This is a genomic window from Micromonospora sp. S4605, from assembly GCF_003176715.1.
GTDB lineage: Bacteria > Actinomycetota > Actinomycetes > Mycobacteriales > Micromonosporaceae > Micromonospora > Micromonospora echinaurantiaca.
The window spans coordinates 23,646-49,342 of record NZ_QGSW01000201.1 but is presented as its reverse complement, the minus strand read 5'-3'; the positions used below and the strand labels follow the sequence as shown (position 1 = coordinate 49,342).

At 73.6% G+C, this 25,697-nt stretch carries 26 protein-coding genes; 11 read left to right on the top strand and 15 right to left on the bottom strand.

What is annotated here, in order from left to right; all coding sequences use genetic code 11:
• Positions 1–126: 126 nt before the first annotated feature.
• From DLJ47_RS16390 to sigB, 4 genes are all read right to left on the bottom strand, one after another.
• Complete coding sequence (locus tag DLJ47_RS16390; protein WP_109900854.1) at positions 127–534, bottom strand: VOC family protein; 408 nt, start codon at positions 532–534, stop codon at positions 127–129.
• Complete coding sequence (locus DLJ47_RS16385) at positions 531–1,031, bottom strand: SRPBCC family protein (protein ID WP_109900853.1); 501 nt, start codon at positions 1,029–1,031, stop codon at positions 531–533. The genes DLJ47_RS16390 and DLJ47_RS16385 overlap by 4 nt, the downstream gene beginning before the upstream one ends.
• Positions 1,028–1,384, bottom strand: coding sequence for an ArsR/SmtB family transcription factor (locus DLJ47_RS16380; RefSeq protein ID WP_109900852.1), 357 nt, complete (start codon positions 1,382–1,384; stop codon positions 1,028–1,030). Before DLJ47_RS16380 ends, DLJ47_RS16385 begins: the two co-directional genes overlap by 4 nt.
• Positions 1,385–1,505: 121 nt before the next feature.
• Positions 1,506–2,516, bottom strand: coding sequence for an RNA polymerase sigma factor SigB (gene sigB / locus DLJ47_RS16375; protein ID WP_109900851.1), 1,011 nt, complete (start codon positions 2,514–2,516; stop codon positions 1,506–1,508).
• 242 nt (positions 2,517–2,758) lie between these two features.
• On the opposite strand from sigB, the gene DLJ47_RS16370 reads away from it, so the two are divergent.
• Positions 2,759–3,547, top strand: a complete 789-nt coding sequence (locus DLJ47_RS16370) for a sporulation protein (RefSeq protein ID WP_109900850.1) — start codon at positions 2,759–2,761, stop codon at positions 3,545–3,547.
• Between the two features lie 42 nt (positions 3,548–3,589).
• Here DLJ47_RS16370 and DLJ47_RS16365 read toward each other — a convergent pair whose 3' ends face one another.
• The 4 genes from DLJ47_RS16365 to DLJ47_RS16350 all read right to left on the bottom strand — a co-directional run bounded on the left by DLJ47_RS16365 (position 3,590) and on the right by DLJ47_RS16350 (position 10,412).
• Positions 3,590–4,570 carry a transcriptional regulator TrmB gene (locus DLJ47_RS16365; RefSeq protein WP_109900849.1) on the bottom strand — a complete coding sequence of 327 codons (981 nt, stop codon included), beginning with the start codon at positions 4,568–4,570 and terminating at the stop codon, positions 3,590–3,592.
• Positions 4,571–4,695: 125 nt separating this feature from the next.
• Positions 4,696–8,397, bottom strand: a complete 3,702-nt coding sequence (locus DLJ47_RS16360; protein WP_109900848.1) for a S8 family serine peptidase — start codon at positions 8,395–8,397, stop codon at positions 4,696–4,698.
• A gap of 108 nt (positions 8,398–8,505) precedes the next feature.
• Complete coding sequence (gene dtd, locus DLJ47_RS16355; protein ID WP_088995341.1) at positions 8,506–8,928, bottom strand: D-aminoacyl-tRNA deacylase; 423 nt, start codon at positions 8,926–8,928, stop codon at positions 8,506–8,508.
• Positions 8,928–10,412 (bottom strand): DUF7782 domain-containing protein, encoded by a 1,485-nt coding sequence (locus DLJ47_RS16350; RefSeq protein WP_109900847.1) that lies wholly within the window; start codon positions 10,410–10,412, stop codon positions 8,928–8,930. The genes dtd and DLJ47_RS16350 overlap by 1 nt, the downstream gene beginning before the upstream one ends.
• 192 nt (positions 10,413–10,604) lie before the next feature.
• Here DLJ47_RS16350 and DLJ47_RS16345 point away from each other — a divergent pair, with 192 nt between their 5' ends.
• The 3 genes from DLJ47_RS16345 (at position 10,605) to DLJ47_RS16335 (ending at position 13,836) form a co-directional block, all read left to right on the top strand.
• Positions 10,605–11,825 (top strand): S8 family peptidase, encoded by a 1,221-nt coding sequence (locus tag DLJ47_RS16345; RefSeq protein ID WP_109900846.1) that lies wholly within the window; start codon positions 10,605–10,607, stop codon positions 11,823–11,825.
• A 125-nt stretch (positions 11,826–11,950) separates the two neighbouring features.
• Positions 11,951–12,541, top strand: coding sequence for an HhH-GPD-type base excision DNA repair protein (locus DLJ47_RS16340; RefSeq protein ID WP_109900845.1), 591 nt, complete (start codon positions 11,951–11,953; stop codon positions 12,539–12,541).
• Between the two features lie 53 nt (positions 12,542–12,594).
• Complete coding sequence (locus DLJ47_RS16335) at positions 12,595–13,836, top strand: low temperature requirement protein A (RefSeq protein WP_109900844.1); 1,242 nt, start codon at positions 12,595–12,597, stop codon at positions 13,834–13,836.
• Between the two features lie 11 nt (positions 13,837–13,847).
• Here the strand turns inward: DLJ47_RS16335 and DLJ47_RS16330 are convergent, their stop codons facing one another.
• Complete coding sequence (locus DLJ47_RS16330; protein ID WP_088995336.1) at positions 13,848–14,159, bottom strand: hypothetical protein; 312 nt, start codon at positions 14,157–14,159, stop codon at positions 13,848–13,850.
• Positions 14,149–14,460 (bottom strand): hypothetical protein, encoded by a 312-nt coding sequence (locus DLJ47_RS16325; RefSeq protein ID WP_172899378.1) that lies wholly within the window; start codon positions 14,458–14,460, stop codon positions 14,149–14,151. Before DLJ47_RS16325 ends, DLJ47_RS16330 begins: the two co-directional genes overlap by 11 nt.
• A gap of 103 nt (positions 14,461–14,563) precedes the next feature.
• Here DLJ47_RS16325 and DLJ47_RS16320 point away from each other — a divergent pair, with 103 nt between their 5' ends.
• Positions 14,564–14,923 carry a DUF3099 domain-containing protein gene (locus DLJ47_RS16320; RefSeq protein ID WP_199235873.1) on the top strand — a complete coding sequence of 120 codons (360 nt, stop codon included), beginning with the start codon at positions 14,564–14,566 and terminating at the stop codon, positions 14,921–14,923.
• A gap of 105 nt (positions 14,924–15,028) precedes the next feature.
• Here DLJ47_RS16320 and DLJ47_RS16315 read toward each other — a convergent pair whose 3' ends face one another.
• Positions 15,029–15,922 carry a carbohydrate kinase family protein gene (locus DLJ47_RS16315; RefSeq protein ID WP_109900842.1) on the bottom strand — a complete coding sequence of 298 codons (894 nt, stop codon included), beginning with the start codon at positions 15,920–15,922 and terminating at the stop codon, positions 15,029–15,031.
• Positions 15,919–16,848, bottom strand: coding sequence for a pseudouridine-5'-phosphate glycosidase (locus DLJ47_RS16310; RefSeq protein WP_109900841.1), 930 nt, complete (start codon positions 16,846–16,848; stop codon positions 15,919–15,921). The genes DLJ47_RS16315 and DLJ47_RS16310 overlap by 4 nt, the downstream gene beginning before the upstream one ends.
• 88 nt (positions 16,849–16,936) lie before the next feature.
• Between DLJ47_RS16310 and DLJ47_RS16305 the strand changes: the two genes are divergently transcribed.
• From DLJ47_RS16305 to DLJ47_RS16295, 3 genes are all read left to right on the top strand, one after another.
• Complete coding sequence (locus DLJ47_RS16305; protein ID WP_088995333.1) at positions 16,937–17,155, top strand: DUF3039 domain-containing protein; 219 nt, start codon at positions 16,937–16,939, stop codon at positions 17,153–17,155.
• Positions 17,156–17,195: 40 nt separating this feature from the next.
• Complete coding sequence (locus DLJ47_RS16300) at positions 17,196–17,834, top strand: trimeric intracellular cation channel family protein (RefSeq protein ID WP_109900840.1); 639 nt, start codon at positions 17,196–17,198, stop codon at positions 17,832–17,834.
• Positions 17,835–18,128: 294 nt separating this feature from the next.
• Positions 18,129–19,859 (top strand): DEAD/DEAH box helicase, encoded by a 1,731-nt coding sequence (locus tag DLJ47_RS16295; protein ID WP_109900839.1) that lies wholly within the window; start codon positions 18,129–18,131, stop codon positions 19,857–19,859.
• A 308-nt stretch (positions 19,860–20,167) separates the two neighbouring features.
• Here the strand turns inward: DLJ47_RS16295 and DLJ47_RS16290 are convergent, their stop codons facing one another.
• Both DLJ47_RS16290 and DLJ47_RS16285 read right to left on the bottom strand, forming a co-directional pair.
• On the bottom strand, positions 20,168–20,401 hold the full coding sequence (locus DLJ47_RS16290) for a DUF7455 domain-containing protein (RefSeq protein WP_073835435.1): 234 nt from the start codon (positions 20,399–20,401) through the stop codon (positions 20,168–20,170).
• A 245-nt stretch (positions 20,402–20,646) separates the two neighbouring features.
• Entirely contained in the window at positions 20,647–22,257 is a 1,611-nt protein-coding gene (locus DLJ47_RS16285) for an RNA polymerase sigma factor (protein ID WP_109900838.1), read from the bottom strand.
• 286 nt (positions 22,258–22,543) lie between these two features.
• On the opposite strand from DLJ47_RS16285, the gene DLJ47_RS16280 reads away from it, so the two are divergent.
• Complete coding sequence (locus DLJ47_RS16280) at positions 22,544–23,359, top strand: inositol monophosphatase family protein (RefSeq protein WP_109900837.1); 816 nt, start codon at positions 22,544–22,546, stop codon at positions 23,357–23,359.
• 102 nt (positions 23,360–23,461) lie between these two features.
• Here the strand turns inward: DLJ47_RS16280 and DLJ47_RS16275 are convergent, their stop codons facing one another.
• On the bottom strand, positions 23,462–23,980 hold the full coding sequence (locus DLJ47_RS16275; RefSeq protein WP_199235874.1) for a LytR C-terminal domain-containing protein: 519 nt from the start codon (positions 23,978–23,980) through the stop codon (positions 23,462–23,464).
• A gap of 434 nt (positions 23,981–24,414) precedes the next feature.
• Between DLJ47_RS16275 and DLJ47_RS16270 the strand changes: the two genes are divergently transcribed.
• Both DLJ47_RS16270 and DLJ47_RS16265 read left to right on the top strand, forming a co-directional pair.
• Positions 24,415–24,711: a DUF4193 domain-containing protein gene (locus DLJ47_RS16270; RefSeq protein ID WP_007075406.1), complete on the top strand. Its 297-nt coding sequence runs from the start codon at positions 24,415–24,417 to the stop codon at positions 24,709–24,711.
• 171 nt (positions 24,712–24,882) lie between these two features.
• Entirely contained in the window at positions 24,883–25,695 is an 813-nt protein-coding gene (locus DLJ47_RS16265) for a hypothetical protein (RefSeq protein ID WP_109900835.1), read from the top strand.
• Positions 25,696–25,697 lie beyond the last annotated feature (2 nt).

The window sequence follows — 25,697 nt, the reverse complement described above, 5'->3', positions numbered from 1 at the left end:
CCAGGCCCCGGACGCCCACCCGGCTCCACCAACCGCAGGCCGGCGCCCCGCCACGACGTCGGCAAAACGATCAAACGTGACCGGAGCATCACCGCACGTAAACGGCGCACGGGTTAAACGACAAGCTCAGGCCCGGTCGGAGATCTGCTGGACGGCCCAGGCGTTGCCGTCCGGGTCGGTGAAGAAGACGAAGCCGACGTTGTCCAGCGGGTCCGGCATCGGGCGCGGGTTCTCGCCCAGCACCTGGATCTCGCTGACCTCGACGCCCCGCTCGACCAGCTGGGCCCGGGCCTTGTGCAGGTCGGGCACCACCAGTTGGAGGCCCTTCAGCGAGCCCGGTGGCATCTCCGGCACGGCGCCCTTGCCGATCACGATGGAGCAGCCGGAGCCGGGCGGGGTGAGCTGCACGATCCGCGCGTCGTCGCCGATTACCGTGTCGTGGTCGACGGCGAAGCCGAGCTGGTCGGCGTAGAACGCCTTGGCCCGGTCCACATCGGAGACCGGGACGATCACCACTTCCAGGGTCCAGTTCACGGTGCCTCTCCTAACCTCGTCGTCTCGTGCAGCAGCTCGGCGAGCCGCGCGAAGCTCTCACCGACGCCGCGGGTCATCGGGTAACGCAACACCCGGTCGCGTCCTTCGGCGGTGGCGTACCGCAGGGTGGTGGTGACCGTGGTCCGCCCGACGAGTTCGGTGAACTCGTGGGTGACCAGGGTCTCGCCCGGGTAGGACTGGTCGTCGAAGAGCTCGGTGCAGACCAGCCGGTGTGGTGGCTCGACCGTGCGGTACACGCCGGCCTGGCCCATCCGCTCGCCGTCCGGGCCCTGGGAGACGTAGCGCCAGTGCCCGCCCACCCGCAGGTCCACCTCGCACTCGACCAGCCGCCAGCCGCGGGCGCCGTACCAGCGGACGAGCAGCTCCGGGCGGGTGAAGGCGGCGAACACCAGGTGCGCGGGCGCGTCGAAGAGCCGGCTCAGCACGATCTCCCGGTCGCCCGGGGTGGCGACCACCAGCGGGTCGGGGCCGGTCACCGGGCCGCGTCCCGTCGCCCCGCGGTCCGGTCGTCGGCCTGCAGCTCGTCGAGCAGGGCGTCCAGGCGCTGGTAGCTCTCCGCCCAGTAGTCGCGGTAGTTCGCCAGCCAGGCGCTGGCCTCCCGGAGCGGCCCGGCCACCAGCCGGCAGGGCCGCCGCTGGGCGTCCCGGCCCCGGCTGACCAGCCCGGCGCGCTCCAGCACCTTGAGGTGCTTGGAGATGGCCGGCTGGCTCATCGCGAAGGGCGCGGCCAGCTCGGTGACGGTGGCCTCGCCGGCCGCCAGCCGGGCGAGGATGGCCCGCCGGGTCGGGTCGGCCAGCGCGGCGAAGGTCGCGTCCAGATCGGTGGCCACCGTTCATAACCTCCTGGTTGTATAACCAGTTGGTTTGTACCGTGGATCCGGTGCCGGGTCAAGCACCCCGGACGCACCGTGGCCCCGGCGAACCGCCGGGGCCACGGTGCGGCAGGCGCCGTCAGCAGGCGTACGCCTCCAGGCGCTGGGCCCGCTCGGGGGCGCGCAGCTTCAGCAGGGTCACCTTCTCGATCTGCCGGATCCGCTCCCGGGACAGGCCGAACTCGCGCCCGACCTCGTCGAGGGTGCGCTGGCGGCCGTCGTCGAGGCCGAACCGGAGCCGGATCACCGCCTGCTCCCGCTGGGAGAGGGTGGCCAGCACGATGCTCACCTCGTTGCGCAGCTCGCCCTGCGCGGCCGCGTCGCCCGGCTCGGCGCCCGGGTCGACGGCGGCGACGAAGTCGCCGAGCGCGCTCTCACCGTCCTCACCGACCGCCTGGTCCAGGCTGACCGGCTCCCGGTCGTACGAGATCAGCTCGATCACCTGGAACTCCGGGATGTCCAGCGCCCGGGCGACCTCCGCGACGGTGGGCTCGCGGCCCAGCGTGACCGACAGCTCGCGGCGGGCCCGGACCATCCGGTTGACCTGCTCGACCATGTGCACCGGGATGCGGATGGTGCGGGCCTGGTCGGCCATGGCGCGGGTGATCGCCTGGCGGATCCACCAGGTGGCGTAGGTGGAGAACTTGTAGCCCTTGGTGTAGTCGAACTTCTCCACCGCGCGGATCAGGCCGAGGTTGCCCTCCTGGATCAGGTCGAGGAAGGCCATGCCGCGACCGGTGTACCGCTTGGCGATGCTGACCACCAGCCGCAGGTTCGCCTCGAGCAGGTGGTTCTTGGCGGCGTGGCCCTCCGCGGCGATCAGTTCCAGGTCGGCGCGCAGCTCGGCCGAGACCGGGGTGCAGGTGGCCAGCTTCTCCTCGGCGAAGAGCCCGGCCTCGATCCGCTTGGCCAGGTCGACCTCCTGCGCGGCGGTGAGCAGCTTGGTACGACCGATGCCGTTCAGGTACGCCCGGACCAGATCCGTGGAGACGCCGCGCTCGTCGGTGGCGTCCAGGTCGGTCAGGGTGTCGGTGCCGTGCTCGGCCTCGATGGTGCCGCGCACCCGGTGCTCCGTCATCTGCAGGGCCATCTCTTCTCCCCGTGTCCGCTTCGGTGCCGCTCGCCCGGCCCAGTGGTGCCGGTGTGACACACAGCTTGGCGGGCGGGGCGTGAAACGGGAGTGAGGCGATCGGGGAACCGACACCAATCTCGGCGCGACGGCGGATGCCGGGGTGTCGGCCGCCGGTGGTTGCCGGGCCCGGTTACCGTGCCAGCGGTCGGCCAGCGGGGTCGATCGCGCCGGCCGGCGCGGAACAGGCAACGGAGGGCGTCGTGGTCTTCAAACGGCTCATGCAGGCGATGGGTGTGGGTGGCCCGTCGGTGGAAACCGTGCTGGCGAACCCCAACTGCCGGCCCGGCGGCCAACTGGAGGGCACCGTCCACGTGGCCGGCGGCGACCACCAGGTCGACGTCAGCTACGTGGCGCTGGGCCTGGTCACCCGGGTCGAGGTGGAGAGCGGCGACAACGAGTACAACACCACCCAGGAGTTCCACCGGCAGCAGGTGACCGGCGCGTTCCGGCTGGAGCCGGGGCAGCGCTACGACATCCCGTTCCGCTTCGACGTGCCCTGGGAGACCCCGGTCACCGAGCTGTACGGGCAGCACCTGCACGGGATGACGATGGGGCTGCGTACCGAACTGGAGGTGGCCCGGGCGGTCGACAAGGGCGACCTGGACGCGGTCGCGGTGCACCCGCTGCCGGCCCAGGAGCGGCTGCTGGACGCACTGCTGCGGCTCGGCTTCCGGTTCGCCCGCGCCGATGTGGAGCGGGGCCACATCTACGGCGTACGGCAGACCCTGCCGTTCTACCAGGAGATCGAGTTCCACCCGGCGCCGCAGTACGCCCGCGCGATCAACCAGCTGGAGGTGACCTTCATCGCGGACCCGCGGCAGCTGCAGGTGGTGCTGGAGCTGGACAAGCGGGGTGGGCTGCTCACCGAGGGCCGCGACGCGTTCGGCCGGTTCACCGTCGACTACGCCACCATGGACCGCACCGACTGGGCCGCGCAGCTCGACGGCTGGCTGCGCCAGTCGCTGCAGCGCCGGGGCCTCTTCTTCTGACCGCACCGGACCGGGCCGGCCTGCCCGCTGGGCGCCGGCCGGTCAGGTCCAGCCGTGCCGCGCGGCGTGCCAGCCGAGCTGCATCCGGGTCTCCACGCCGGCCAGGTCCATCAGGTGGCGCAGCCGCCGTTGCAGCGTCCGCAACGACAGGTCGAGCTGGGCGGCGACCACCTGGTCGGTGAGCCCGGCCAGCAGCAGCGCCAGGATCCGCCGGTCCAGCTCGGTGGGGCCGGCCGCGCCGTCGCCGTCCGGGCGCTCGGTCAGGCCCTCGGCGGTCAGGTCGAGCGGGCGGGCGGTGCGCCACACGGTCTCGAACAGCGCGTCCATCGCCGCCAGCAGCCCGGTGCGGTGCAGCAGCACGGCACCGGGCTCGCCACCGGGTGTGGCGGTGAGCGGCACCAGGGCCAGGTCCGCGTCGGCCAGGATCAGCTTGATCGGCAACGAGTCGACCACCCGCACCTGCACCCCGTTGCGCAGCGACTCCAGGGTCTCGGCGACCACCCCGGGCTCGGCCAGCGTCGGGCGGTCCACCACCACCCGGAACCGCACCCCGTGGCCCACCGCCACCTCCTCGACCGCGTTGGTGCCCGGTGGTACGGCGAGGAAGGGCGCGGTGACGAAGCTGCGGACCTCCGTCCGGGCGGCGTGCTGCACCTGGGCGAACCGGTGGCGGACGGCGTCCAGCCCGGTGACCACCTCGATCAGCTCGTCGATGGCCCGGCCCGCGACCGCGCCCCGGTACTCCTCGGCCAACGTGACCAGCGCCAGCTCGGCGCTGCGCAGGGCGCTGCGCTGCTCGCTGATCAGCGCGCCGAGCGCGACCGCGGGTGGCGCCACCGAGTACGCCTCGTCCGGTCCGCACTTCACCAGGCCGGACGCGGTCAGGTGGGACAGCGCCGCGCCGACCGCCGCGACCGGCATCCGCAGGGCGTCGGCGAGCTCGGCCGGACCGGCCGACCCGCGCCGGACCAGCAGACCGTAGACCGCCTCGTCGTCCGGGTTCAGACCCAGCGCGCCCAGCATCGGTGGCTGCCTCCCTCCGGCGGTGACGGCACGGAGAGTATGGGCCACGCTGATGGATCTTGAACAGGGGGTGGGGGCCGGCGGAGCCCCGGGACGGTGCCGGTCCCGGGGCTCCGCCGGTCAGCTCAGCGCACGCCGTACGCCCGGATGAGCTCCTGCCGGATGGCGAAGCCGGCGTCGGTGCGGGCGGCGGCCCGTACCGAAACGAAGCCGCCGGGCTGCTTCGGCAGCTTCAGCGCGCCGGTCCACCGGTCGCCGGCGCCCCGGCTCAACGTCACCCGCTGCCAGCTGCCACCGTCGTCGTACGAGACCTCCAGCTCGACCGAGGTGACCGTGCCCGTGCCGGTGCCACCCGGCTGCGGTCCGGCCGTGACGCTGATCTGCTGGCTGGTGCCCGCCTTGAGGTCACCCCGCAGGTCCGTCTCCAGCGCGTAGTCGAGCTGGAGCAGCGCGAACGGCACGAACGTGTCCGCCTCGTTCGAGCTGGACACGAAGTCCCACTCGGTGTGCGTACGGGTGGACAGCCGCCACTGCTCGGCCGGCCGCGAGGCGTCCAGCACCAGGCGGTACGGCAGCGTGCCGGCGGGTACCTCGGTCCACTGCAGGTCGGAGTTGAAGGTGTTCTCGGCCAGCAGGGTGTCGCCCTGGTAGAGCTTCAGGTTGGTCGGCACCGACCCCCAGTCCAGGTTGCCGCCGTGCTCCAGGACGTCGTCCGACGGGCTCCAGGCCTGCACGTTGAGGGTCATGAAGTCCCGGTACCGGCTGTTGCGGACCGCGAACGCCCGGTTGAAGGCGGGCCGGACGGCGGGTGCGAACCAGTCCAGCCGGGTAGCGGTGCCCTTGGCGTACGTGTTCAGGTACGCGGTGTCGGTCCAGCTGCTCTGCTGGTGCACCTCGTGCCAGACCACGTCCGGCGTGACCCACTCGGTACGGGTGCCGGGGTGCCACTCGGACTCGGGGAAACCGAACGCCGGGCTGAAGGTCATGTCGTACCGGTAGCCGGCCCCCGCGGTGTCCCGCACGGCGTGGTACCGGGCGTCGAGCCGGGCCAGGTCCTGGTGGCCCGGGTGGTACGCGAGTGCCCGGTCCGGCACCTGGTCCGGGTAGACCCGGGTCAGGTCGTAGACGTAGCCGGCGTACGGCGTCCGGTCGACGGTCAGCTTGGGCGCCGCGCCGCCCCGGATCGCCGCGATCAGCCGCTGCCCGGCGTCCCGGTGCAGGGTGCCGACCGGGATCGGCGACTCGCCGACGTACTCGTTGAGGATGCCGGGCCCGTCGTTGACGACCAGCAGCAGCGCCGCCCCGGCCGCCACCGCGGCGGCGGCGCGCTCCGGCGGGGAGACCGCGTCGCTGCGGGTCACCACCGCGATCCGGCCCTTCGCGTCGACGCCGGCGTACTCGGCGGGGGCGCCGGTGCCGACGTGGACCGGGCGCAGCTTCCCGCTGCCCGCGGTGAGCGTGCTGCCCGGCTGCACGGTGGCGTCGAGCGGCGGCTCGCCGGGGGAGTGGAGGCTGAGCATCGGCTCGCCCTTGCGCCACCGGGTGGCCATGGTGAACGACCCCTGGCTGACCGGCTCGGTCGGCATGACATAGAGGTCGTCGTACCGCACCGGCAGCTGGTACGCCGCGCGGTAGGCGTCTCCGCCGGCGTACTCGACCAGGTAGTCGAGCCGGCGCTGCCGGTCCTCGGTGCGCTGCGGCGCGGTGGTGTCGAGCAGCCGGGCGCGGCTCGCGTCCAGTACCACCTCGGCCGCGCCGTCGAGCACCGTCTCCGGGTCGACCAGCAGGGCGAGGCCGAGCCGGTCGGGCCGCTCACCCGGGACGTCCAGCACGGTCTCGACGGTGTAGGTGCCCGGCGGCAGTCGCAGCGTCCGCTCGCCGTCGACGGCGTACCGCCACGGGTAGAACTCGCCGGCCTTCTTCAGCACCACCTGCGAGCTGGCGGGCTCGCCGTCCCGGCCGGTCAGCTTGATCGTCAGGTCGTACCGCTCGTCCTCCTTGAGCAGGGCGAGCGCGGTGCGGGTGACCGGCGTGCCGGTGGCCGCGTCGGTGCCGACCAGGTAGCCGGTGAGCTGGCCGTGGGCGTCGCCCCGCGGGTCGCCGGTCACCGCGACGTCGGCGCTGCCGCCAGCCGGCACGGTCACCGAGGTGGCGCCCAGGGTGAACGGGCCGGCGCCGGTGAGCGCGAGGTCCAGGGTGACGTCCGTCGGGCCGGAGTTGGTGAACGTCACGGGTCTGCTGACCGGCGCGTCGGTGGGCTCGTGCGGCCAGTCGAAGCTGCCGAAGAACGCCGAGCCGGTGGCCCGTACGGTGGCACGCACCGCCGCCGCCACGTCCAGCCGGCCACTGCCCACCTGGTACGGCTGGTAGCCGTCGGACAGGCCCTTGGCGCTGCTCATCAGCGCGTCCTTGAGCTGCGGGCCGGACCAGTCGGGGTGCCGCTGGGCGAGGATCGCCGCCGCCCCCGCCACGTGCGGCGCGGCCATCGAGGTGCCGTCCATGCTCTGGTACGCGCCCTCGCCGGGGGCCTGCCCGGAGCGGGCGGCCGTGATGGCGACGCCGGGCGCGGTGAGGTCCGGCTTCAGCGCGCCGGTGCGGGCCAGCGGGCCGGTGCTGGAGAACCAGGCCAGCTCGTCCTGCTTGACCACCGCGCCGACGGTCAGCGCGCTGGCCGAGGTGCCGGGCGAGCCGATGGTCTGCGGGCCGGAGTTGCCCGCGGCCACCACGAAGAGCGTGCCGTGCCGCGCGGTGAGGGTGTCCACCGCCGCCGTCATCGGGTCGGTGCCGTCGGTCCGCGACGCGTCGCCGAGACTCATGTTGACCACGTCGGCCCCGGACTCGGCCGCCCACTGCATGCCGGCGATGATCCACGAGTCCTGGCCATACCCGTCGTTGCCGAGCACCTTGCCGACGATCAGGTCGGCGCCGGGCGCGACGCCCTTGCGGTCGCCGCCGGAGGCCGCCCCGGTTCCCGCGATCGTCGAGGCGACGTGGGTGCCGTGGCCGTGCACGTCCGAGACGTCCTCGCCGGGCACGAAGCTGACCGCCTCGTCGACCTGGCCGGCCAGGTCGGGGTGGCCGGCGTCGATCCCGCTGTCCAGCACCGCGACGGTCACGCCGGCGCCGTCGTACCCGGCGGCCCACGCCTCGGGGGCGCCGACCTGCGGCACGCTCTCGGTCAGGCTGGCCGTCACCCGGCCGTCCAGCCAGAGCTTCGTCAGCCCGCCGCCGAGTGCCGAGCCGGACCGGGCCGCCGGCGTGGACGCGACCGCGGACCAGAGGGCGCGGGCCTGCTTCTTGTCGGCGGCCAGCGCGGCGCCGGTGACGCTGGGCAGGTCGCGGACGACCCTGGCGCCGCGCGGCGCGGCCGGGCGGCCCGCCCGGGCCTTGGCCGGGGGATAGGTGGCGATCAGCGGCAGCTCGGCCGTTCGGGCGTCGTCGTAGCCCATCTCGATCAGGTCGGTGACGTTGAACAGCCGCCGGTCGAGCCGGTCGCTGCCGAGCAGCGGCAGCGCCTCGTCGGGCAGCACGTACAGGTCGCCGCCGCTCTGCTGGATCCGTACCCCGCCGGTGGCGTGGTCGGGCCGGTCGACGTCGGCGGTGGCCTGGCCGTCGGCGAACGTGGTCACCGTGACCACGTCGCCGGTGACCAGCGTGACGGTGTGGGTGTCCCGGGTCGCGGCCGGGGCGGGCGGGGCCGGGTCGGCCGCGGTGGCCGGTGACTGGATCGCGGCGGCGCCGGCCGCGACCAGTCCGGCGGCGGCCGCGGCGGCGATCAGCCGCCGTCTCGTCCGGCCGGCGGTAAAGGGCTGTGAGGGCGATGGCATGCGACGGTTCTACCGCCGCCGCCCGGCCCGGTGAACAGCTGGCGGTGGCGGGGTCGCGCCACGGCGTCACTCCGCCACCGCCCTCGCGGTCCGCCCGGTCGGAGCCGGTCAGAGATCGAGCAGGATGGTGCGTGGCCCGACGTTGACGCTCTCCACCAGCATGTGCGCGCGGAACCGGCCCGTCTCGACCTTCGCCCCCCGGATGCGCAGCGCCTCGACGACCGCGGTCACCAGCGGTTCGGCGACCTCGGCCGGCGCCGCCGCGGTCCAGGTCGGACGGCGCCCCTTGCGGGCGTCGCCGTAGAGGGTGAACTGGCTGACCACCAGGATCGGCGCGCCGGTGTCGGCCGCCGACCGCTCGTCGTCGAGGATGCGCAGCTCGTGCACCTTGCGGGCCATCGTGCGCGCGGTCTCCACGGTGTCGGTATGGGTGACCCCGAGCAGCACGAGCAGTCCGTCGGAGATCGCGCCGACCAGCTCGCCGTCGACGGTCACGCCGGCCCGGCCGACGGTCTGCACCACCGCCCGCATCAGCCGGCCACCGGCTCGATGAAGCCCCGCTCGACCAGGTGCGCCACGATCGGCCCGGCCGCCTCGGCCAGCTCCTCGACGGCGACGTCGTGCGCGGCGGCGAGCAGGGCGAGCTGGTCGCGCAGCGGCAACCGCCCGTCGGCCCCGCCGACCAGGGCCAGCACCAGCGGGTCGATCTCCTCGGTCCAGCGCAGCCCGTGCGGCATGGCGAGCACCTGCCGATCCACCGCCCAGCCCTCGTCGCCCATGGTGGCCTCCTGGCGCAGCTGGAGCCCCTCGGCCGCCCGGTAGCGCTCGGCGAGCAGGCCGTCGGCGCCGCGGGTACGCAGCCAGTCCTGCCGGTCGAACCAGCCGGTGATCCGGTCGCCCATCGGCGCCTCCACCCGCTGGCGCAGCTCCTCGACCCGGATCACCGGGTCGTCGTGCCCGGCCCGGCGCAGCGACACGATGCCGAAGCCGATCGCCTCCACCTTGTGCGCGTCGAACCAGTCCAGCCAGTCGGCCATCCGGTGCGGGTCGGCGGCCTCGCCGACGTCGGTCAGCCACAGGTTGACGTACGCCATCGGGTCGGCCACCTCGCGCTGGATCACCCACGCGTCCAGGCCGGTGCCGGCGAACCAGCCGGTGACCCGCTCGGCCCAGTCCTCCCCGGTCACGTGCACCCAGTTCGCCAGGTACTGCATGGTGCCGCCCTCGGTGAGCAGGTCGGGCGCGGCGGCCGCCAACTCGGCCCCGATCGCGTCGCCCACCCGCCCGGAGTCCCGGTAGACGTGGGTGGTGGTGCCGGGACCGACCACGAACGGCGGGTTGCTCACCACCAGGTCGAACCGGCGCCCGGCCACCGGGGCGACCAGGTCGCCGCGGAGCAGTTCCCAGTCCTGCCCGTTGAGCGCGGCGGTGGTGGCGGCGAAGCGCAGGGCCCGCTCGGACACGTCGGTGGCGGTGACCCGCCGGGCGTGGGTGGACAGGTGCAGCGCCTGCACCCCGGAGCCGGTGCCCAGGTCGAGGGCGGTCTCCACCGGCCGCCGGACGGTGGCGCCGATCAGGGTCTGGGTCGCCCCGCCGATGCCGAGGACGTGTTCGGCGTGCAGTGGCCGACCCGGCCGGGCGCTGGCCGGCACGTCGGCGAGCACCCACCAGTCGTCGCCGTACGGTTCCAGGTCCAGGCCCATCCGGAGGCCGTCGCCGTGCCGCTCGACCAGGCCGCCGGCGAGCGCCTCCTCGATGGACAGGGGTGCCAGCGCGGCGGCCACCGCCGCCTCCGGCTCGGTCTGTTCGCAGATGAAGACCCGGATGAGGGTGCCGAGCGGATCGCGCTCCTCGGTGGCCCGTAGCGCGGCCCGGAAGTCGTTGCGGGCCACCCCGCCGGTGGCCTGCGGACCCAGCCGGGTGGCGATGCCGTTGGCGGTGAACCCGGCCCGGGTGAGCGCGGTCCGCAGCGCCGTCACCCCGGCGGGGGAGAGCAGCATGTCGTGTTCGTCCACGTCGCCATCCTGCCTCCTGCCGCCGCAGTGGGCGTCGCCACCCGCGACATCCGCGCCGGATGACCAAACCAATCGACAAACATCTCTATCATCATCATCGATGCAACGGCTACCATCTGCGGCACCAGTCGTCGAGGGTGCGCCCCGCGGCCCAGCAGGCACCGGCCGGGCGTACCGATGAGGAGGCACACGATGCCAGCAGGGTCCGTTCCGCGGCGGCGTCTGTTCCGGGCGCTCGCCGTCGCCGCCGGCATGGCCGCCGTCACCGCGGCCGCCACCCCCGCCCTGGCGGCGCCACCCACCGGGCAGATCCGGGGCGCCGCGTCCCCGACCGCGATCAGCGGGAGCTACCTGGTCGTCCTCCGGCCGGACGCGGCGGGCGCCGCGGGCACCGCCGCCGCCCGGGCCGCCGTGCCGGAGCGGGCCAGCGCGCTGACCAGGCGGTACGGCGGCAGCGTCGGCGACGTGTACAGCGCGGCCCTGACCGGCTTCAGCGCCCGGATGACCGCCACCCAGGCCGGCCGGCTCGCCGCCGACCCGGCGGTCGCCTACGTGGAGCAGGACCAGGTGCTCACCGTCCAGGCCACCCAGTCCAACCCGCCGTGGGGGCTGGACCGCATCGACCAGCGCAACCTGCCGTTGAGCCGCAGCTTCACCTACCCGAGCACCGCGTCGAACGTGCGGGCGTACATCATCGACACCGGCATCCGGACCACCCACTCGCAGTTCGGCGGCCGGGCCACCTGGGGCACCAACACGGTGGACAGCAACAACACCGACTGCAACGGCCACGGCACGCACGTCGCCGGCACGGTCGGCGGCTCCACCTACGGCGTCGCCAAGCAGGTGCGGCTGATCGCGGTCAAGGTGCTCAACTGCTCGGGCAGCGGCAGCACCACCAGCGTGGTGAACGGCGTCAACTGGGTGACCGCCAACGCGGTCAGGCCGGCGGTCGCCAACATGAGCCTCGGCGGCGGGGCCAGCAGCGCCATCGACAACGCGGTGGCCAACTCGATCAACTCGGGGGTGAGCTACGCGGTGGCGGCCGGCAACTCCAGCGCCAACGCCTGCAACTACTCGCCGGCCCGTACTCCGGCCGCGATCACCGTCGGCTCCACCACCAGCAGCGACGCCCGCTCGTCGTTCTCCAACTACGGCTCCTGCGTGGACGTCTTCGCCCCCGGCTCGGGCATCCTGTCGGCCTGGCGGACCAGCGACACCGCCAGCAACACGATCAGCGGCACCTCGATGGCCTCGCCGCACGTGGCGGGCGCGGCCGCCCTCGTGCTGTCGGCCAACCCGTCCTGGTCGCCGTCGCAGGTCAGCAGCTACCTGACCAGCAACGTCACCACCGGCAAGGTGACCAACCCCGGCTCCGGCTCGCCGAACCGGCTGCTGTTCGTGGTCAACTGACGTCGACCCGGCCCGGCGGACCGACCTGACCGGTCCGCCGGGCCGCGCCCGGGTGCCGGGCCGGCGCCGGCACGCGCTGGCGTGTCGGGCGTCCCGGCTGCACCCGGGCCGGTTCGTGCGGGACCATGACTGCCATGACGCTCGCGCTGCCCATCGACCCCGAGGCCAACCGGCTGCTGGCGCGCAGCCCGCTGGCCCTGCTCCTCGGCATGGTCCTCGACCAGCAGGTGCCGATGGAGAAGGCGTTCTCCTCGCCGTACGTGCTGACCCAGCGGCTCGGCCACGAGCCGGACGCCGCCGAACTCGCCGGGTACGACCCGGAGGCTCTGGTCGCCCTCTTCGCCCAGCCGCCCGCGCTGCACCGGTTCCCCAAGGCGATGGCCGCCCGGGTGCAGGAGGTGTGCCGGGTCCTCGTCGACCGGTACGACGGCGACGCCGCCCGGCTCTGGTCCGACGCCACCGACGGCCGGGAACTGCTGCGGCGGATCGCCGACCTGCCCGGCTTCGGCAAGCAGAAGGCGCAGATCTTCCTCGCCCTGCTCGGCAAGCGGTTCGACGTCACGCCGGAGGGCTGGCGGGAGGCCGCCGGCGGCTACGGCGACCCGGACGCCCACCGGTCGGTGGCGGACGTCGTCGACGCGGACTCGCTGCGCCGGGTGCGGGAGTACAAGCAGCAGATGAAGGCGGCGGCCAAGGCGAAGTCCGCGCAGGCCTGACGCAACCCCGACGTCGGCCCGGTCGTTGTAGGCAGGATGGCGACGGGCGACCGATGACGGACCGACGCGGTGCGCGACTGCTGCGTCCCGAGGTCAGCGCGACCCGGGCCACCTTCCTCGAACTCTTCTTCGACCTGGTCTTCGTCTTCGCGCTGACCCGGGTCTCGGTGCGCCTGATCGACATCGCTGGGGCGTCCGTCGTCGAGCTGGTGGCCGAGATCGGGCGAACCAGCGTGCTCTTCCTCGCCCTCTGGCTGCTCTGGTCGATCACCACCTGGGTCACCAGCCGGTACGAGCCCGAGCGCGGCGTGATCCAGTTCGTCGTGGTGGGGTCGATGTTCGGCGCGATGGTGATGGCGGTCGCGCTGCCCGGGGCGTTCGAGGACCGGGCCCTGCCGTTCGTGCTCGGCTACCTGGCGGCGATGATCGGCCGGCCGCTGGTCATCGCCGCCGCCCTGCACCGCCATCCGCGCCGCGCGGTCCCGCTGCGGGTCGCCGCCTGGGCGGCGGTCGGCGCCGTGCCGTGGCTGGCCGGGGCGTTCGCGCCGGAGCAGCTGCGCCTGCCGCTGTGGCTGCTCGCGGTGGCCGTCGACGGCACCGGGCTGCTGCTCGGCTGGCCGCTGCCCCGACTGGGCCCGGCACGCGCGTCCGGCTGGCTGATCGCCGGCGAGCACCTGGCCGACCGGTACCAGCAGATCTTCCTCATCTCGCTGGGGGAGACCATCCTGGTGATCGGCCTGACGTACAGCGGCGAGGCGTTCACCGCCGACCGGGCCGCCGCCTTCGCCGTCGCGTTCGTCACCACGGCGCTGCTCTGGCGGATCTACTTCCACCGGGCGGGTCACCTGCTCGCCGAGGCGTTGCGGGTGGCCCGGTCGGCCGGGCGGCTCGGCTCCTCGGTCGGCGCCACCCACCTGGTCATCGTGGTCGGGGTGCTGGCCACCGGCGTCGGCTACGAGCTGGTGATCCAGCACCCCTACGACCGGATCGACCCGGTCTGGCTGGCCTTCGTGGTCGGCGGCCCGGCGATCTTCCTGCTCGCCCGGGCTCGCTTCGAGTACGAGATCTTCGGCCGGGTGTCCTGGTCGCGGTGGGGCGGCCTGGCGGTACTGCTCCTGCTGACGCCGGCCCTCACCCGGGGCTCGCCGATGGTGGCGCTGGTGGCGGTCGCCGCCGTGCTGGCCGCGGTGGCCACCGCCGACACGTGGCGCAGCCGAGGTCGGGGCGCCGAGGTGCCCGCCTCACCGCTGCTGCACGGCGGGGAGCCGGGCGGCGACTTCCACCGGGCCCCCTGAGCGGGCCCGGGTCAGGCGGCCGTCGGGTGGGCCAGCGCGGCCAGCGCGCGCCGGACGTCGGCGAGCGAGACGGTGGCCGAGTCGTCGAGGTCGGCCAGCCCGGCCTCGATCCACTGCCGCATCAGCGTGGTGACGCCGATGCCCCGGGCGTCCGCGGCGGCGCGCACCCGCTCGTAGGTCTCCAGCGGCAACCGGACCGAGCGGCTCACCATCGGGGTGTCGGTGTCGGGGGTGGGCAGTTCCACCGGCGGGCTCTCGTCGATCAGCTCCGCGAGCCGGTCACCGCCGCTGTGGAACTGCTTGGTCGCGTCGTTACGGTGCATCGTCACCGCCTCCTCGTCGGTGGGACCTCCGCACTGCCTCGTCGTAGCGCTTGGCCTCGACGTCGCTCAGCTCCCGGGCGGAGAGGATGTCCCAGTCGTTGTCGGTGCCGTCGGCCTCGGCGAGCAGCACGGCCAGCCGGCGCCCCCGGCGGGCGGCGGCGTAGACGACCATCACGTCGTCGCCCAGGTGGCGGATGACCCGCCGGCTGCTGTGCAGCGCCTCCCAGACTTCCCCCGGCGTGACGTCGTAGACCCGCAGGTTGGCCAACGCCTCGTCGGTGAAGCTGAACCTGCTGCCCACGGGGCGAGCGTACCACGCACGTAACACGAAGCTCGATGCCCGGAATTTCGCTGATCACGGCCTCGGGGTGACAGGATGAGGCGTAACCCCCTCGAGGAGGTCCGTGGTGAAGCGTCAGGCGTACCAGCCGATCCTGATCACCGACGCCTCGCGCAGCCAGGACGACCAGCTCACCAGCCGGCAGAAGCGGTACGTGCTGATGATGGGCATCCGGGTGGCCTGCCTGATCGTCGGTGCGATCCTGGTCGGCGCGCAGGCCCCGTTGCTCTGGCTCTGGCTGCCGATGGTCGCACTGGGCATGGTGCTCATTCCGTGGCTGGCCGTGCTGCTGGCCAACGACCGGCCGCCGAAGGACGAGCACCGGCTGATGAACCGGTTCCAGGCCCGGCACCGGGACGAGACCCCGCCGATGAGCCTGACCGCCGAGGAACGGCCGCACAAGGTCATCGACGCCGAGCCCTGACCGGCCGACCGGCCACCCACCCGGCCGGCTCGGCTCGGGCGGGCGCCCCACCCCGCCGGCTCGGCTCAGCCCGGGCGGGCGGGCACCCCACCCGGCCGGCTCAGCTCAGCTCGGGCGGGCGCCGACCTGTGACACCGCCGACGCGCCGAGGTCACCGGCCCGGGCCAGCGCCGCCGCCGGTGCCGCCCCGGACAGCCAGGCGGAGAGCAGTCCCGCCGCGAACGCGTCCCCGGCACCGGTGACGTCCACCACCGCCACCCGACGGGCCGGCGACACCGTCACCGCCCCGTCCCGGTCCACCCAGACCGCCCCGGCCGCGCCCCGTTTCACCACCACCCGCCGGGCGGACGCCGTCAACGCCCGCCCCTGGGCGGCCGGGTCTAGCCCGCCGGCCAGCACGGTCGCCTCGTCCGCGTTGACCAACAGCAGGTCGACCTCCCGTACCCAGGTCAGGAAGGCCGCCGCGCCGACCCGCCGCAGTGGCGCGGCGGAGGCCGCGTCGACGCTGGTGGTGAGCCCACGCCCGCGGGCGGCGGCCAACGCGGCCAGGCCGGCCGGGCGGGACGCCGCGTCCAGCAGCGAATAGCCGGACAGGTGCAGGTGCGCCGCGTCCGGTGCGGCGGCCAGCGCCGCCTCGACGTGCTCCGGGGTCAGCCGCAGGTTCGCGCCCCGCTCGGTGATCATCGTGCGTTCGCCGTCGGTGGCCAGCACGATCACGGTGCCGGTGGGATGGTCCGGATGCCGGCTGACCGCGCAGTCGACCCCGGCGCGCGCCAGCTCGGCCACCCGGTCCCGCCCCTGGCTGTCGTCGCCGACCGCGCCGACCAGCGTCACCGGCACGCCCCGGGCGGCGAGCCAGGCCGCGGTGTTGGCGGCCTGCCCGCCACCGCTGAACCGGATCGCCGCCGGCGTGTCGGATCCGGTGGCCGGCGGACCGGCCAGCACCGCCACCACGTCGGTGATCAGGTCACCGACGACGAGGACGCGGCCTGCGGTCATGCGTCGGCGCGGCGGGCGGCCGCGGCGGCCGCGATCCGGGCGGCGAGGTCCGCGTTGCGCAGGATGATCCGGACGTTCACCGCCAGGCTCGCCCCCTCCGTCGCCGAGTGGAAGTGCGCCAGCAGGTAGGGCGTCACCGCCTTGCCGGTCACCCCGTCGCGCTCCAGCCGGGCCAGCCCCTCGGCGAGGGTGCGGTCGTGCAGGTCCGGGTCGAGCTGCTCGTCGGTCGGCAGCGGGTTGGCCACGATCAGGCCGCCGCGGTGGACCCCGTGCTGCTCGCGGGCGGCCAGCACGTCCGCCACCCGCTCCGGGCTGTCGACCGACCAGTCCAGGTCGAAGCCGCCGTCGGTGACGAAGAAGCCGGGGAACCGCCGGGTGCGGTAGCCGACCACGCCGACCCCGAGGGTCTCCAGCCGCTCCAGCGTGGCGCCCACGTCGAGGATCGACTTGACCCCGGCGCAGACCACCGCGATCGGCGTCCGGGCCAGGGTGACCAGGTCGGCCGACTCGTCGAAGGTCTGGGCCGCCTCCCGGTGCACCCCGCCGAGGCCACCGGTGGCGAACACCGCGATCCCGGCCGCCGCGGCCACCGCGCTGGTCGCGGCCACGGTGGTGGCACCGTCCGCGCAGGTGGCGGCGGCCACCGCCAGATCGCGTACGGAAAGCTTGGTCACGCCGTCGGCGGTGGCCAGCCGGGTCAGCTCCGCGTCGTCCAGGCCCACCACGAGCCGGCCGCTGACCATGCCGATGGTCGCGGGCACCGCCCCGGCGTCCCGGACCGCCTGCTCGATCTCCCGGGCCACCCGCAGGTTGTCCGGGCGGGGCAGCCCGTGCGAGACGATGGTGCTCTCCAGGGCGACGACGGGACGCCCGTCGCGCAGGGCGTCGGCCACCTCGGTGCCGTAACGGATGTGGAAGTTGTTCACAACAGCCACGGTACGGCCTGCGCCCCGGCCGGGCTGAGGTGGACCGGGCCGCGGTGACCTGCCAGACTTGCGGGTTGGAGGTGGAAAAGTGAGCACAGAGGTCCTCGAGCGTCCAGAGCTGAAGGACGCCGACACCGGTCCGGAGATGTTCCACTACGTCCGGAAGGAAAAGATTGCCGAAAGTGCCGTGATGGGCACTTTCGTCGTCGCGCTCTGCGGGGAGACCTTCCCGGTGACCAAGGCCGCCAAGCCCGGCTCGCCGGTCTGCCCGAAGTGCAAGGAGATCTACGACTCCTGGGCCGACTGATCGCGGGCGGCCCGTCCGGCCGCCCACGTAGCCTGCGGCGGTGACCACCTCCACCGCACTGCTCCTCGCCGATCTGACCGGGGTGGCCGTCTTCGCCGCCTCCGGTGCCTCTGCGGCGGTGGCCAAGCGGCTCGACCTCTTCGGCGTGGTCTTCGTCGGCTTCGTGGCGGCGCTCGGCGGCGGCATCTTCCGCGACCTCGCCATCGACGAGGTACCGCCGCTGGCCTTCGCCGACTGGCGCTACCCGGCCACCGCAGCGATCACCGCCGCCGCCGTGTTCTGGCTGCATCCCCAGCTCGCCCGGCTGCGCACCACCGTGCTGGTGCTGGACGCGGCCGGCCTCGGCCTGTTCACCGTCACCGGCACGCTGAAGGCCCTGGACGCCCAGGTGCCAGCGGTCGGCGCCTGCGTGATCGGCATGCTCACCGCGATCGGCGGCGGCCTCGGCCGGGACCTGCTCACCGCCGAGATCCCGGTGGTGCTGCGGCGGGAGATCTACGCGGTGGCCGCGCTCGTCGGCTCGGTGGCGGTGGCGATGCTGTACGCCCTGGGCCTGGCCGACGCCGGCTGGCTGATCGCCGCGGCGGTGCTGGTCTTCGGCATCCGCCTGGTGGCGCTGCGTCGGCGCTGGTCGGCCCCGGTGGCCACGCTGCGCCCGCCGCGCGGCCCGGGCCTCTGACCGTGCCCGTCGGGCCTGCTCGTGCGGCGCGAGGAGCCCGCTGCGGGGCGCTCCCGGCACCGGTGACCGGTGCGGTGGACACCGGGGTCACCGGTGGCTGAGCGGGCCACCGGTGGCGGCGGTCCCGGTGTGACCCGGGTGACCAGCGTGGCGTCCGCTGCGCCGGGTGGGGGCCGCTGGTTATGCTGAGTCGGCCTTCGCGGCATCTTCTGCGCGGAGGCGTTTTCATGGGCGGCGGTCCCCGTTGGCCCTCGGCCGGGGTCCGCCTGTGTGCGGTCGGAGAGGAGCGCTCGCGTGGCTGCCCGGTTGCCGGCGATCGAGACGTTTCCGGCACTACGCGCCTGGCAGCGCAAGGCGCTGGTGGAGTACCTGCGCCGCCGGAGCGAGGACTTCACAGCGGTCGCCACGCCCGGCGCCGGTAAGACCACCTTCGCCCTGCGGATCGCCGCCGAGCTGCTCGCCGACGGCACCGTCGAGGCGGTCACCGTGGTCGCCCCGACCGAGCACCTGAAGACCCAGTGGGCCGCCTCGGCCGCCCGGGTCGGCATCCAGCTCGACGCCGCGTTCCGCAACGCCGACCTGCACTCCTCGGCCGACTTCCACGGCGCGGTGGTCACCTACGCCCAGGTCGGCATGGCCCCGCAGGTGCACCGGCGGCGCACCATGACCCGGCGCACCCTGGTCATCCTCGACGAGATCCACCACGCCGGCGACTCCCGGTCCTGGGGCGACGGCGTGAAGGCGGCCTTCGAGCCGGCCGTCCGCCGGCTGATGCTCACCGGCACCCCGTTCCGCTCCGACGACAACCCGATCCCGTTCGTCAGCTACGAACGGGGCGACGACGGCCTGCTCCGGTCACGCGCCGACTCGGTCTACGGCTACTCCGACGCGCTGCGTGACGGCGTGGTCCGGCCGGTGCTCTTCCTCGCGTACTCGGGGGAGACGCGGTGGCGCACCAACGCCGGGGAGGAACTGGCCGCCCGGCTGGGCGAGCCGATGACCCAGGACCTGATCGCCCAGGCCTGGCGGACCGCCCTGGACCCGGCCGGTGACTGGATGCCGCAGGTGCTGCGGGCCGCCGACGCGCGGCTCACCGTGCTCCGCGAGGCCGGCATGAGCGACGCCGGCGGTCTGGTCATCGCCAGCGACCAGCAGGCCGCCCGCGCGTACGCCAAGCTGGTCGAGCAGGTGACCGGCGAGCGGGCGGCCGTGGTGCTCTCCGACGACGTCGGCGCCTCCGCGCGGATCGCCAGCTTCGCGGCGTCCGAGCAGCGCTGGCTGGTGGCGGTGCGGATGGTGTCCGAGGGGGTGGACATCCCCCGGCTGGCGGTCGGGGTCTACGCGACCAGCGCCAGCACGCCGCTCTACTTCGCCCAGGCGATCGGCCGGTTCGTCCGGGCCCGCCGGCCCGGCGAGACCGCCTCGGTCTTCCTGCCCAGCGTGCCGCACCTGCTCGGGTTGGCCAGCGAGATGGAGGCCGAGCGGGACCACGTGCTCGGCAAGCCGAAGGACCGCGAGGGCTTCGACGACGACCTGCTCGAACGCGCCCAGCGCGACGAGCAGGCCAGCGGCGAGCTGGAGAAGCGGTTCGCGGCGCTGTCCGCCACCGCCGAGCTCGATCAGGTGATCTTCGATGGCGCCTCGTTCGGCACCGCCGCGCAGGCCGGCACCCCGGAAGAGGAGGAGTACCTCGGCCTGCCCGGCCTGCTCTCCCCCGACCAGGTGGCCCTGCTGCTGAGTAAGCGGCAGGCCGAGCAGCTGGCCGCCCAGCGACGCAAGGCCGCCGCACGGTCGGCTGAGCCGGCCACCGACGCCGCGCAGCCGGCGGCGCCGATGAGCGCCGCCCAGCGCCGGGTGGCGCTGCGCCGGCAGTTGAACGCCCTGGTCGCCGCCCGCCACCACCGCACCGGCCAGCCGCACGGCAAGATCCACGCCGAGCTGCGCCGGCTCTGCGGCGGCCCGCCCAGCGCCCAGGCCACCATCGAGCAGCTGGAGGAACGCATCGCCACCGTCCAGACCCTCTGACCGGCCTCGGCCCGGCTGGCTCGTGCCCTCCGCCCGTCCCCCTCCCTGCATGATCGTCTCTGGGTGAGCAGGGCACCGGGTCTGACTCACTCCTGCCCAGCATCAGACGATCTTCCGGTTGATGGCGGGAGGTGCCGGGTGGGCGGTGCGGGGCGGTTGGTCACGCGGGTGGGCGCGTGCCATCAGGCGGTCCTGGCGGGCGAGTGCGGTGCTGGCGGGGCGAGTCGGTGCCGGCGGGGTGCGGACAGCAAAAAGCCGGCCGGAGGCACCCTGGGGGTGCCTCCGGCCGGCTATGTCGGGTAGCGGACTCAGTTCGCCATCAGATCCGCGCCACGCCAGCTGAACTCCGGGTCCGTCGCGTACCGCACGGTGATCTTCACGAGATCCTCCGCGTACTTGTTCGCGTGGTGCCCACAGAACACCAGCTCGCTCCCACCCGCCAGAGTGATCCGGAGCTTGCCGGCAGCATTGCAGCGGTCGCACCGTTCATCGGCGGCCGGGGGGCTCACCGTCTCGGGCGGCGGCGTGAGGGTCGGGGTCATCGCCTTCCTCCTCTGGTCGTCACCGATGAACAATCTCTTCGGTCGTTGCTCACCTATCGTGCAACACCCTTGTGGGGCCTTGCCTTCCCTGTGTGCCCGCGGGGGACGGAGGTCACACATGGCAGGGACAGTGTGCCGTGCACCAAGGGTGCCACGTCAACGATCACATTCGTGCAACCGAACGATCACCATCCGACGTTGCACGCCAAGTGGCCAAAACGACACACCGGGTTGACGATCGCGGATCAGTCGAGGTAGTCCCGGAGCACCTGGGACCGCGACGGGTGCCGCAGCTTGGACATCGTCTTGGACTCGATCTGCCGGATCCGCTCCCGGGTCACGCCGTAGACCTGGCCGATCTCGTCCAGGGTGCGCGGCTGGCCGTCGGTGAGGCCGAAGCGCAGGCGTACCACACCCGCCTCACGCTCGGAGAGCGTCTGCAGCACCTGCTGGAGCTGGTCCTGCAGCAGCGAGAACGAGACGGCGTCGACCGCGACCACGGCCTCCGAGTCCTCGATGAAGTCGCCGAGCTGGCTGTCACCCTCGTCACCGATGGTCTGGTCGAGCGAGATGGGCTCCCGGGCGTACTGCTGGATCTCCAGCACCTTCTCCGGTGTGATGTCCATCTCCTTGGCCAGCTCCTCCGGGGTGGGCTCGCGGCCCAGGTCCTGGAGCAGCTCACGCTGGATCCGGCCGAGCTTGTTGATCACCTCGACCATGTGCACCGGGATGCGGATGGTGCGGGCCTGGTCGGCCATGGCGCGGGTGATCGCCTGGCGGATCCACCAGGTGGCGTAGGTGGAGAACTTGTAGCCCTTGGTGTAGTCGAACTTCTCCACCGCGCGGATCAGGCCGAGGTTGCCCTCCTGGATCAGGTCGAGGAAGGCCATGCCGCGACCGGTGTACCGCTTGGCCAGGGAGACGACCAGTCGCAGGTTGGCCTCGAGCAGGTGGTTCTTGGCGCGCTCACCGTCGCGGGAGATCCAGAGCAGATCCCGCTGCATGTCGCGGGTGAGCTTCTCCTCGCCCTCGTCGGCCGCGCGCAGCCGCTCGGCGGCGTAGAGCCCGGCCTCGATCCGCTTGGCGAGCTCCACCTCCTGCTCGGCGTTGAGCAGCGGAACCTTGCCGATCTGCTTGAGGTACGCCCGGACGGAGTCGGCGGAGGCGGTCAGCTCGGCGTCGCGGCGGGCCTGCTTGAGGGCCTCGGACTCCTCGTCGTCCCACTCGAAGTCGTTGTCGCTAGCGGAGTTGGCCGCGTCGGTCTCGGCGGCCTGGGTCAGCTCGGCCGGCTCCTCGACCACCACGTCCTCGATCTCGGCGGCGAGTTCCTCCGGGTCGATCTCGCCCTCGGCGCCGTCGCCCTTGGCCTTTCCGGCGGCCTTGGTGGCCTTCGCCGGGCCGGTCGCGGCGGCCACCGTTGCCTTGGTGGCCCGGGTGGCCTTCTTGGCCGGCGCCGCGGCCTTGGCGGCCACCTCGGCGGTGGTGCCGGCGGCCTTGCGCGCGGTCGCCTTCCGCGGCGCGGGGGCGGGGGCCTCCTCCGCGGCGGGCGCCTGCTTCGGGGCCGGCGCGGCGGCCTTCTTGGTGGTCTTGGCGGTGGTGGCCCGGGACGCCGGCGTGGCCGAGCGGGCGGCGGCCACCCGACGGCGGGTGCTGGCCGAGCCGTCCACCACCACGGTCACTCCCGCCTCGGAGAGTGCCCGCAGGATCTTCTTGGCCTGGGCCGGAGTCACCTCGGCGGACTCGACGGTGCGCGCGAGCTGGGCCGACGTGAGCTGGCCGCCGGCGCTCTGCGCGTGGGCGATCAGGGTGTCGGTGAGCGAGCGAACGTCGGCGCCGGTCTGGCGGGGTTCTGTCACGAATGACCTTCCGGAGGCGAAGAGCGAGCACGGCCGGGTCGTCCGACGCAGAGCGGGGCACCGTGCCGAACGATGTGGTTGAGGAACCCCCGTGTCCCGGGCCGGCCGGTCGCTGGCGGTCCGTGGCGCGTGGGCAGGGGTGAATTGTAACGCCGTCTGCGGCGATCATCCTCCGCCGCACGGCGTGCCCCGTGGGGACCGCCGATTCGACGCAGATGTGGACTTTGTAAGGATGATACCCGCGCGGGATCCGGAACACCCCGGTCGTGCGGGAAGGGGACGGACGATGGACCGGACGGCGCCGGCGCCGCGGGAACTGCTGGAGATCGCGGTCGAGGTGGCCCGGGACGCGGCCGCGACGGCGTACCGGATGCGGGCCGAGGGCGTGTCGGTGGCGGCCACCAAGAGCACCGCCACCGACGTGGTGACCGCCGCGGACCGGGCGGTGGAGCGGCAGGTGATGGACGCGCTGCACCGGTTGCGTCCGGCGGACGCGGTGCTCGGCGAGGAGTACGGCGCGGGCGGGCCGGCCGGGCCGGGCGGGGTGCGCTGGATCCTCGACCCGATCGACGGCACTGTCAACTACCTCTACGGCCTGCCGCACTGCGCGGTCTCGCTCGCCGCCGAGGTGGACGGCCAGGTGGTCGCCGGGGTGGTGCGCAACGTCAGCACCGGCGAGGAGTGGACCGCCACCCTCGGCGGCGGGGCCTGGCGCGACGGCGAGCGGCTGCGCTGCTCCACCGAGACCGACCTCGGTCAGTCGCTGGTGGCCACCGGCTTCGGCTACGACCCGGGTCGCCGGGCGCACCAGGCCCGGGTGGTCGCCGAGCTGATCCCGCACGTCCGGGACATCCGCCGGCTGGGCGCCGCCGCGCTCGACCTCTGCCTGGCCGCCGAGGGCCGGGTGGACGCGTACTACGAGAAGGGGCTGGCCGCCTGGGACCTGGCCGCCGGCGGCCTGGTGGCCGGCGAGGCCGGGCTGCGGGTCGGCGGGCTGGGCGGGCTGCCACCGGGGCCGGACATGGTCATCGCGGCGCCACCGGCGCTGTTCGAGCCGCTGCACGCCCGGCTGGCCGACCTGGACGCCTCCGGCGGCCCCTGACCGGCCGGCACCTCTCAGCCGCGCTGCCGATGATCGTCTGTCGCTGAGCAGGGCAGGACGCCCGACCGGCGCCTGCCCAGCATCAGGCGATCTCCGGACGCGTCACTTCTCGACCGGGGCCGGGCAGGACTCGGGCGGCGCGTTCGGGGAGCCCAGGTCACCGAGGGACTGGTTGACCTCGGTGGTGGTGGCCAACTGCTGGAAGGAGTTGCCCAGCACCACGTCGACCACGTCGTCGGTGCGCTTCGGGTCGTACACCAGCTCCGCGTTGTCCAGGAAGTAAGCCCGCAGCAGGTGTGCCGAGCCAACCGCCTTCGGGCCGTACCGGAGCACCGCGATCTCGTCGGACTTCTTCTTCTCGTCGCCGGTCTTCTGCACCTGGAACTTCCGGTTGCGGAAGTCGTCGGCGATCTGGGCGGCCAGGCCGTTCCGGTCCGTTGTCGCGTTCAGCACATTGATCTTGACGTCCTTGGGCTCGCGCAGGGTCACGTCGGCCAACGGCCAGCCCTCCGGGCAGCCCTCGGCGAGGCCGGCGGTGCCCTGGGTGTCGCGGACCAGCGCGACGACCACGAAGACCAGGGCGAGCACCCCCAGCAGGCCGACGACAACGAGTGCTCGCACTCGCGCAAAGCTCATCAGGGCGCTCCCGGACAGTGATGGGTGGCGGCGGCCGCCGGCGGTCGGACCGCCCCGCCGGCCGTCGAGTACGCCGCTGAGGTTAACGGTTGTCCGACCGTCGCGTGGAAACAGCCGGACATGCCGGCGCGCCATCCCGGAACCGGGTACTACTACCCCTATCTTCGTGTCGCCTGAGTCACATTGGGAACAACTTCGCGTGCGGGGGCGTACATCTCAGCCACGAGGGCGGTATACATGCCTCGCCCAAAGGGGGGGTATGGTTCCGCGCTCGCTGGGGGAGTTCTCTGGCGGCGACGGCCCGTACGGTCAGCCAGGTCGGGTGACCGACAAAAGTGGTGGCCGGCCAGCGGAACCGAAACAGCGTCGTCCGGCGTTACAACCGGAAGCGACAACATCGATATGGGAGAGTGAAACCGATGGCCACCGACTACGACGCCCCGCGTCGCGACGAGGTCGACCTCGGCGAGGACAGCCTGGAAGAGCTCAAGGCCCGGCGCGTCGACTCACAGTCGGGCGCCGTGGACGTTGACGAGGCCGAGGTGGCCGAGAGCTTCGAGCTGCCCGGCGCCGACCTGGCCGACGAGGAGCTCACGGTCAAGGTGCTGCCGATGCAGCAGGACGAGTTCCGCTGCGCTCGCTGCTTCCTGGTGCACCACCGCAGCCAGCTGGCGGTCGAGCGGAACGGCGAGCTGATCTGCCGCGAGTGCGTCTGATCCGGGCAGGCTCCACCAGCGGCGGCTCCCGGACGGGGCCGCCGCTGTCCGAGTTCGCCGTTGTCTCCGGCCGCCGCTGTACCGGTCGCCGTGCGGCGGGCCGGGGTAACTGCTTGACTCGGAACGGGTAGCCAGCACGGCGGCGGCCGATCCATCCGGGAGGTTGGTTCGATGAGCGAGCGCGGCGCGGACGAGGCGGGCGTGGGCGAGCGGGGGGCGGGCGACGAGCTGGGGGCGACGGTCGCCGCGCTGACCGCCGACGAGATCGAGCCGGCCCGGCGCCGGCAACTGCTCACCCGGCTCGTCGGGCAGGCCCGGGCGCGCGGGCTCGGCGACCTGTTCAAGCCCCGCGCGGCCGTCCGCTGGATGGTCGACACGGTCGCCGAGATCGCTCCGCACGTGCCGGTGCGCGACCTGGCCACCCTGCGCCGGCACTTTCCCGGGCTGGACGACGACGCGCTCGCCGACCGGCTGGTCCGTAACGCCGCCCGGGCGACGGCCGGGGTGGGTGCGGCCGGCGGTGGCGTCGCCGCCGTGGAGTGGGCGGTCACCCCGACCCTGCTCTCCGCGCCGGTGCTGCTGGCCGCCGAGACGGTCGCCGTGGTGGCGATCGAACTGAAACTGGTCGGCGAGCTGCACGAGGTCTACGGCGTACCGCTGCCCGTCGGCGGCACCCCGCGCGCCGTTGCGCTGGTGCACTCCTGGGCCAGCCAGCGCGGGATCAACCCGATGATCCCCGGCGCCGGGGTGGGGGCGGTGCTCGGCACCGCGGCCCGCCGGGAACTGCGGGAGACCCTGCTGCGGCGCTTCGGGCGCAACCTGACCACGCTCGGGCCGTTCCTCACCGGGGCGGCGGTCGCCAGCTACCTCAACCGGCGGGCCACCCGCGGGCTGGCCGACCAGGTCCGTGCCGACCTGCACCGCAAGCGCCGCGCGCTGCCGGGCGCCCCGCCGGCGCTGCCCGGCGCGTCCGCCGCCAGCTGAGC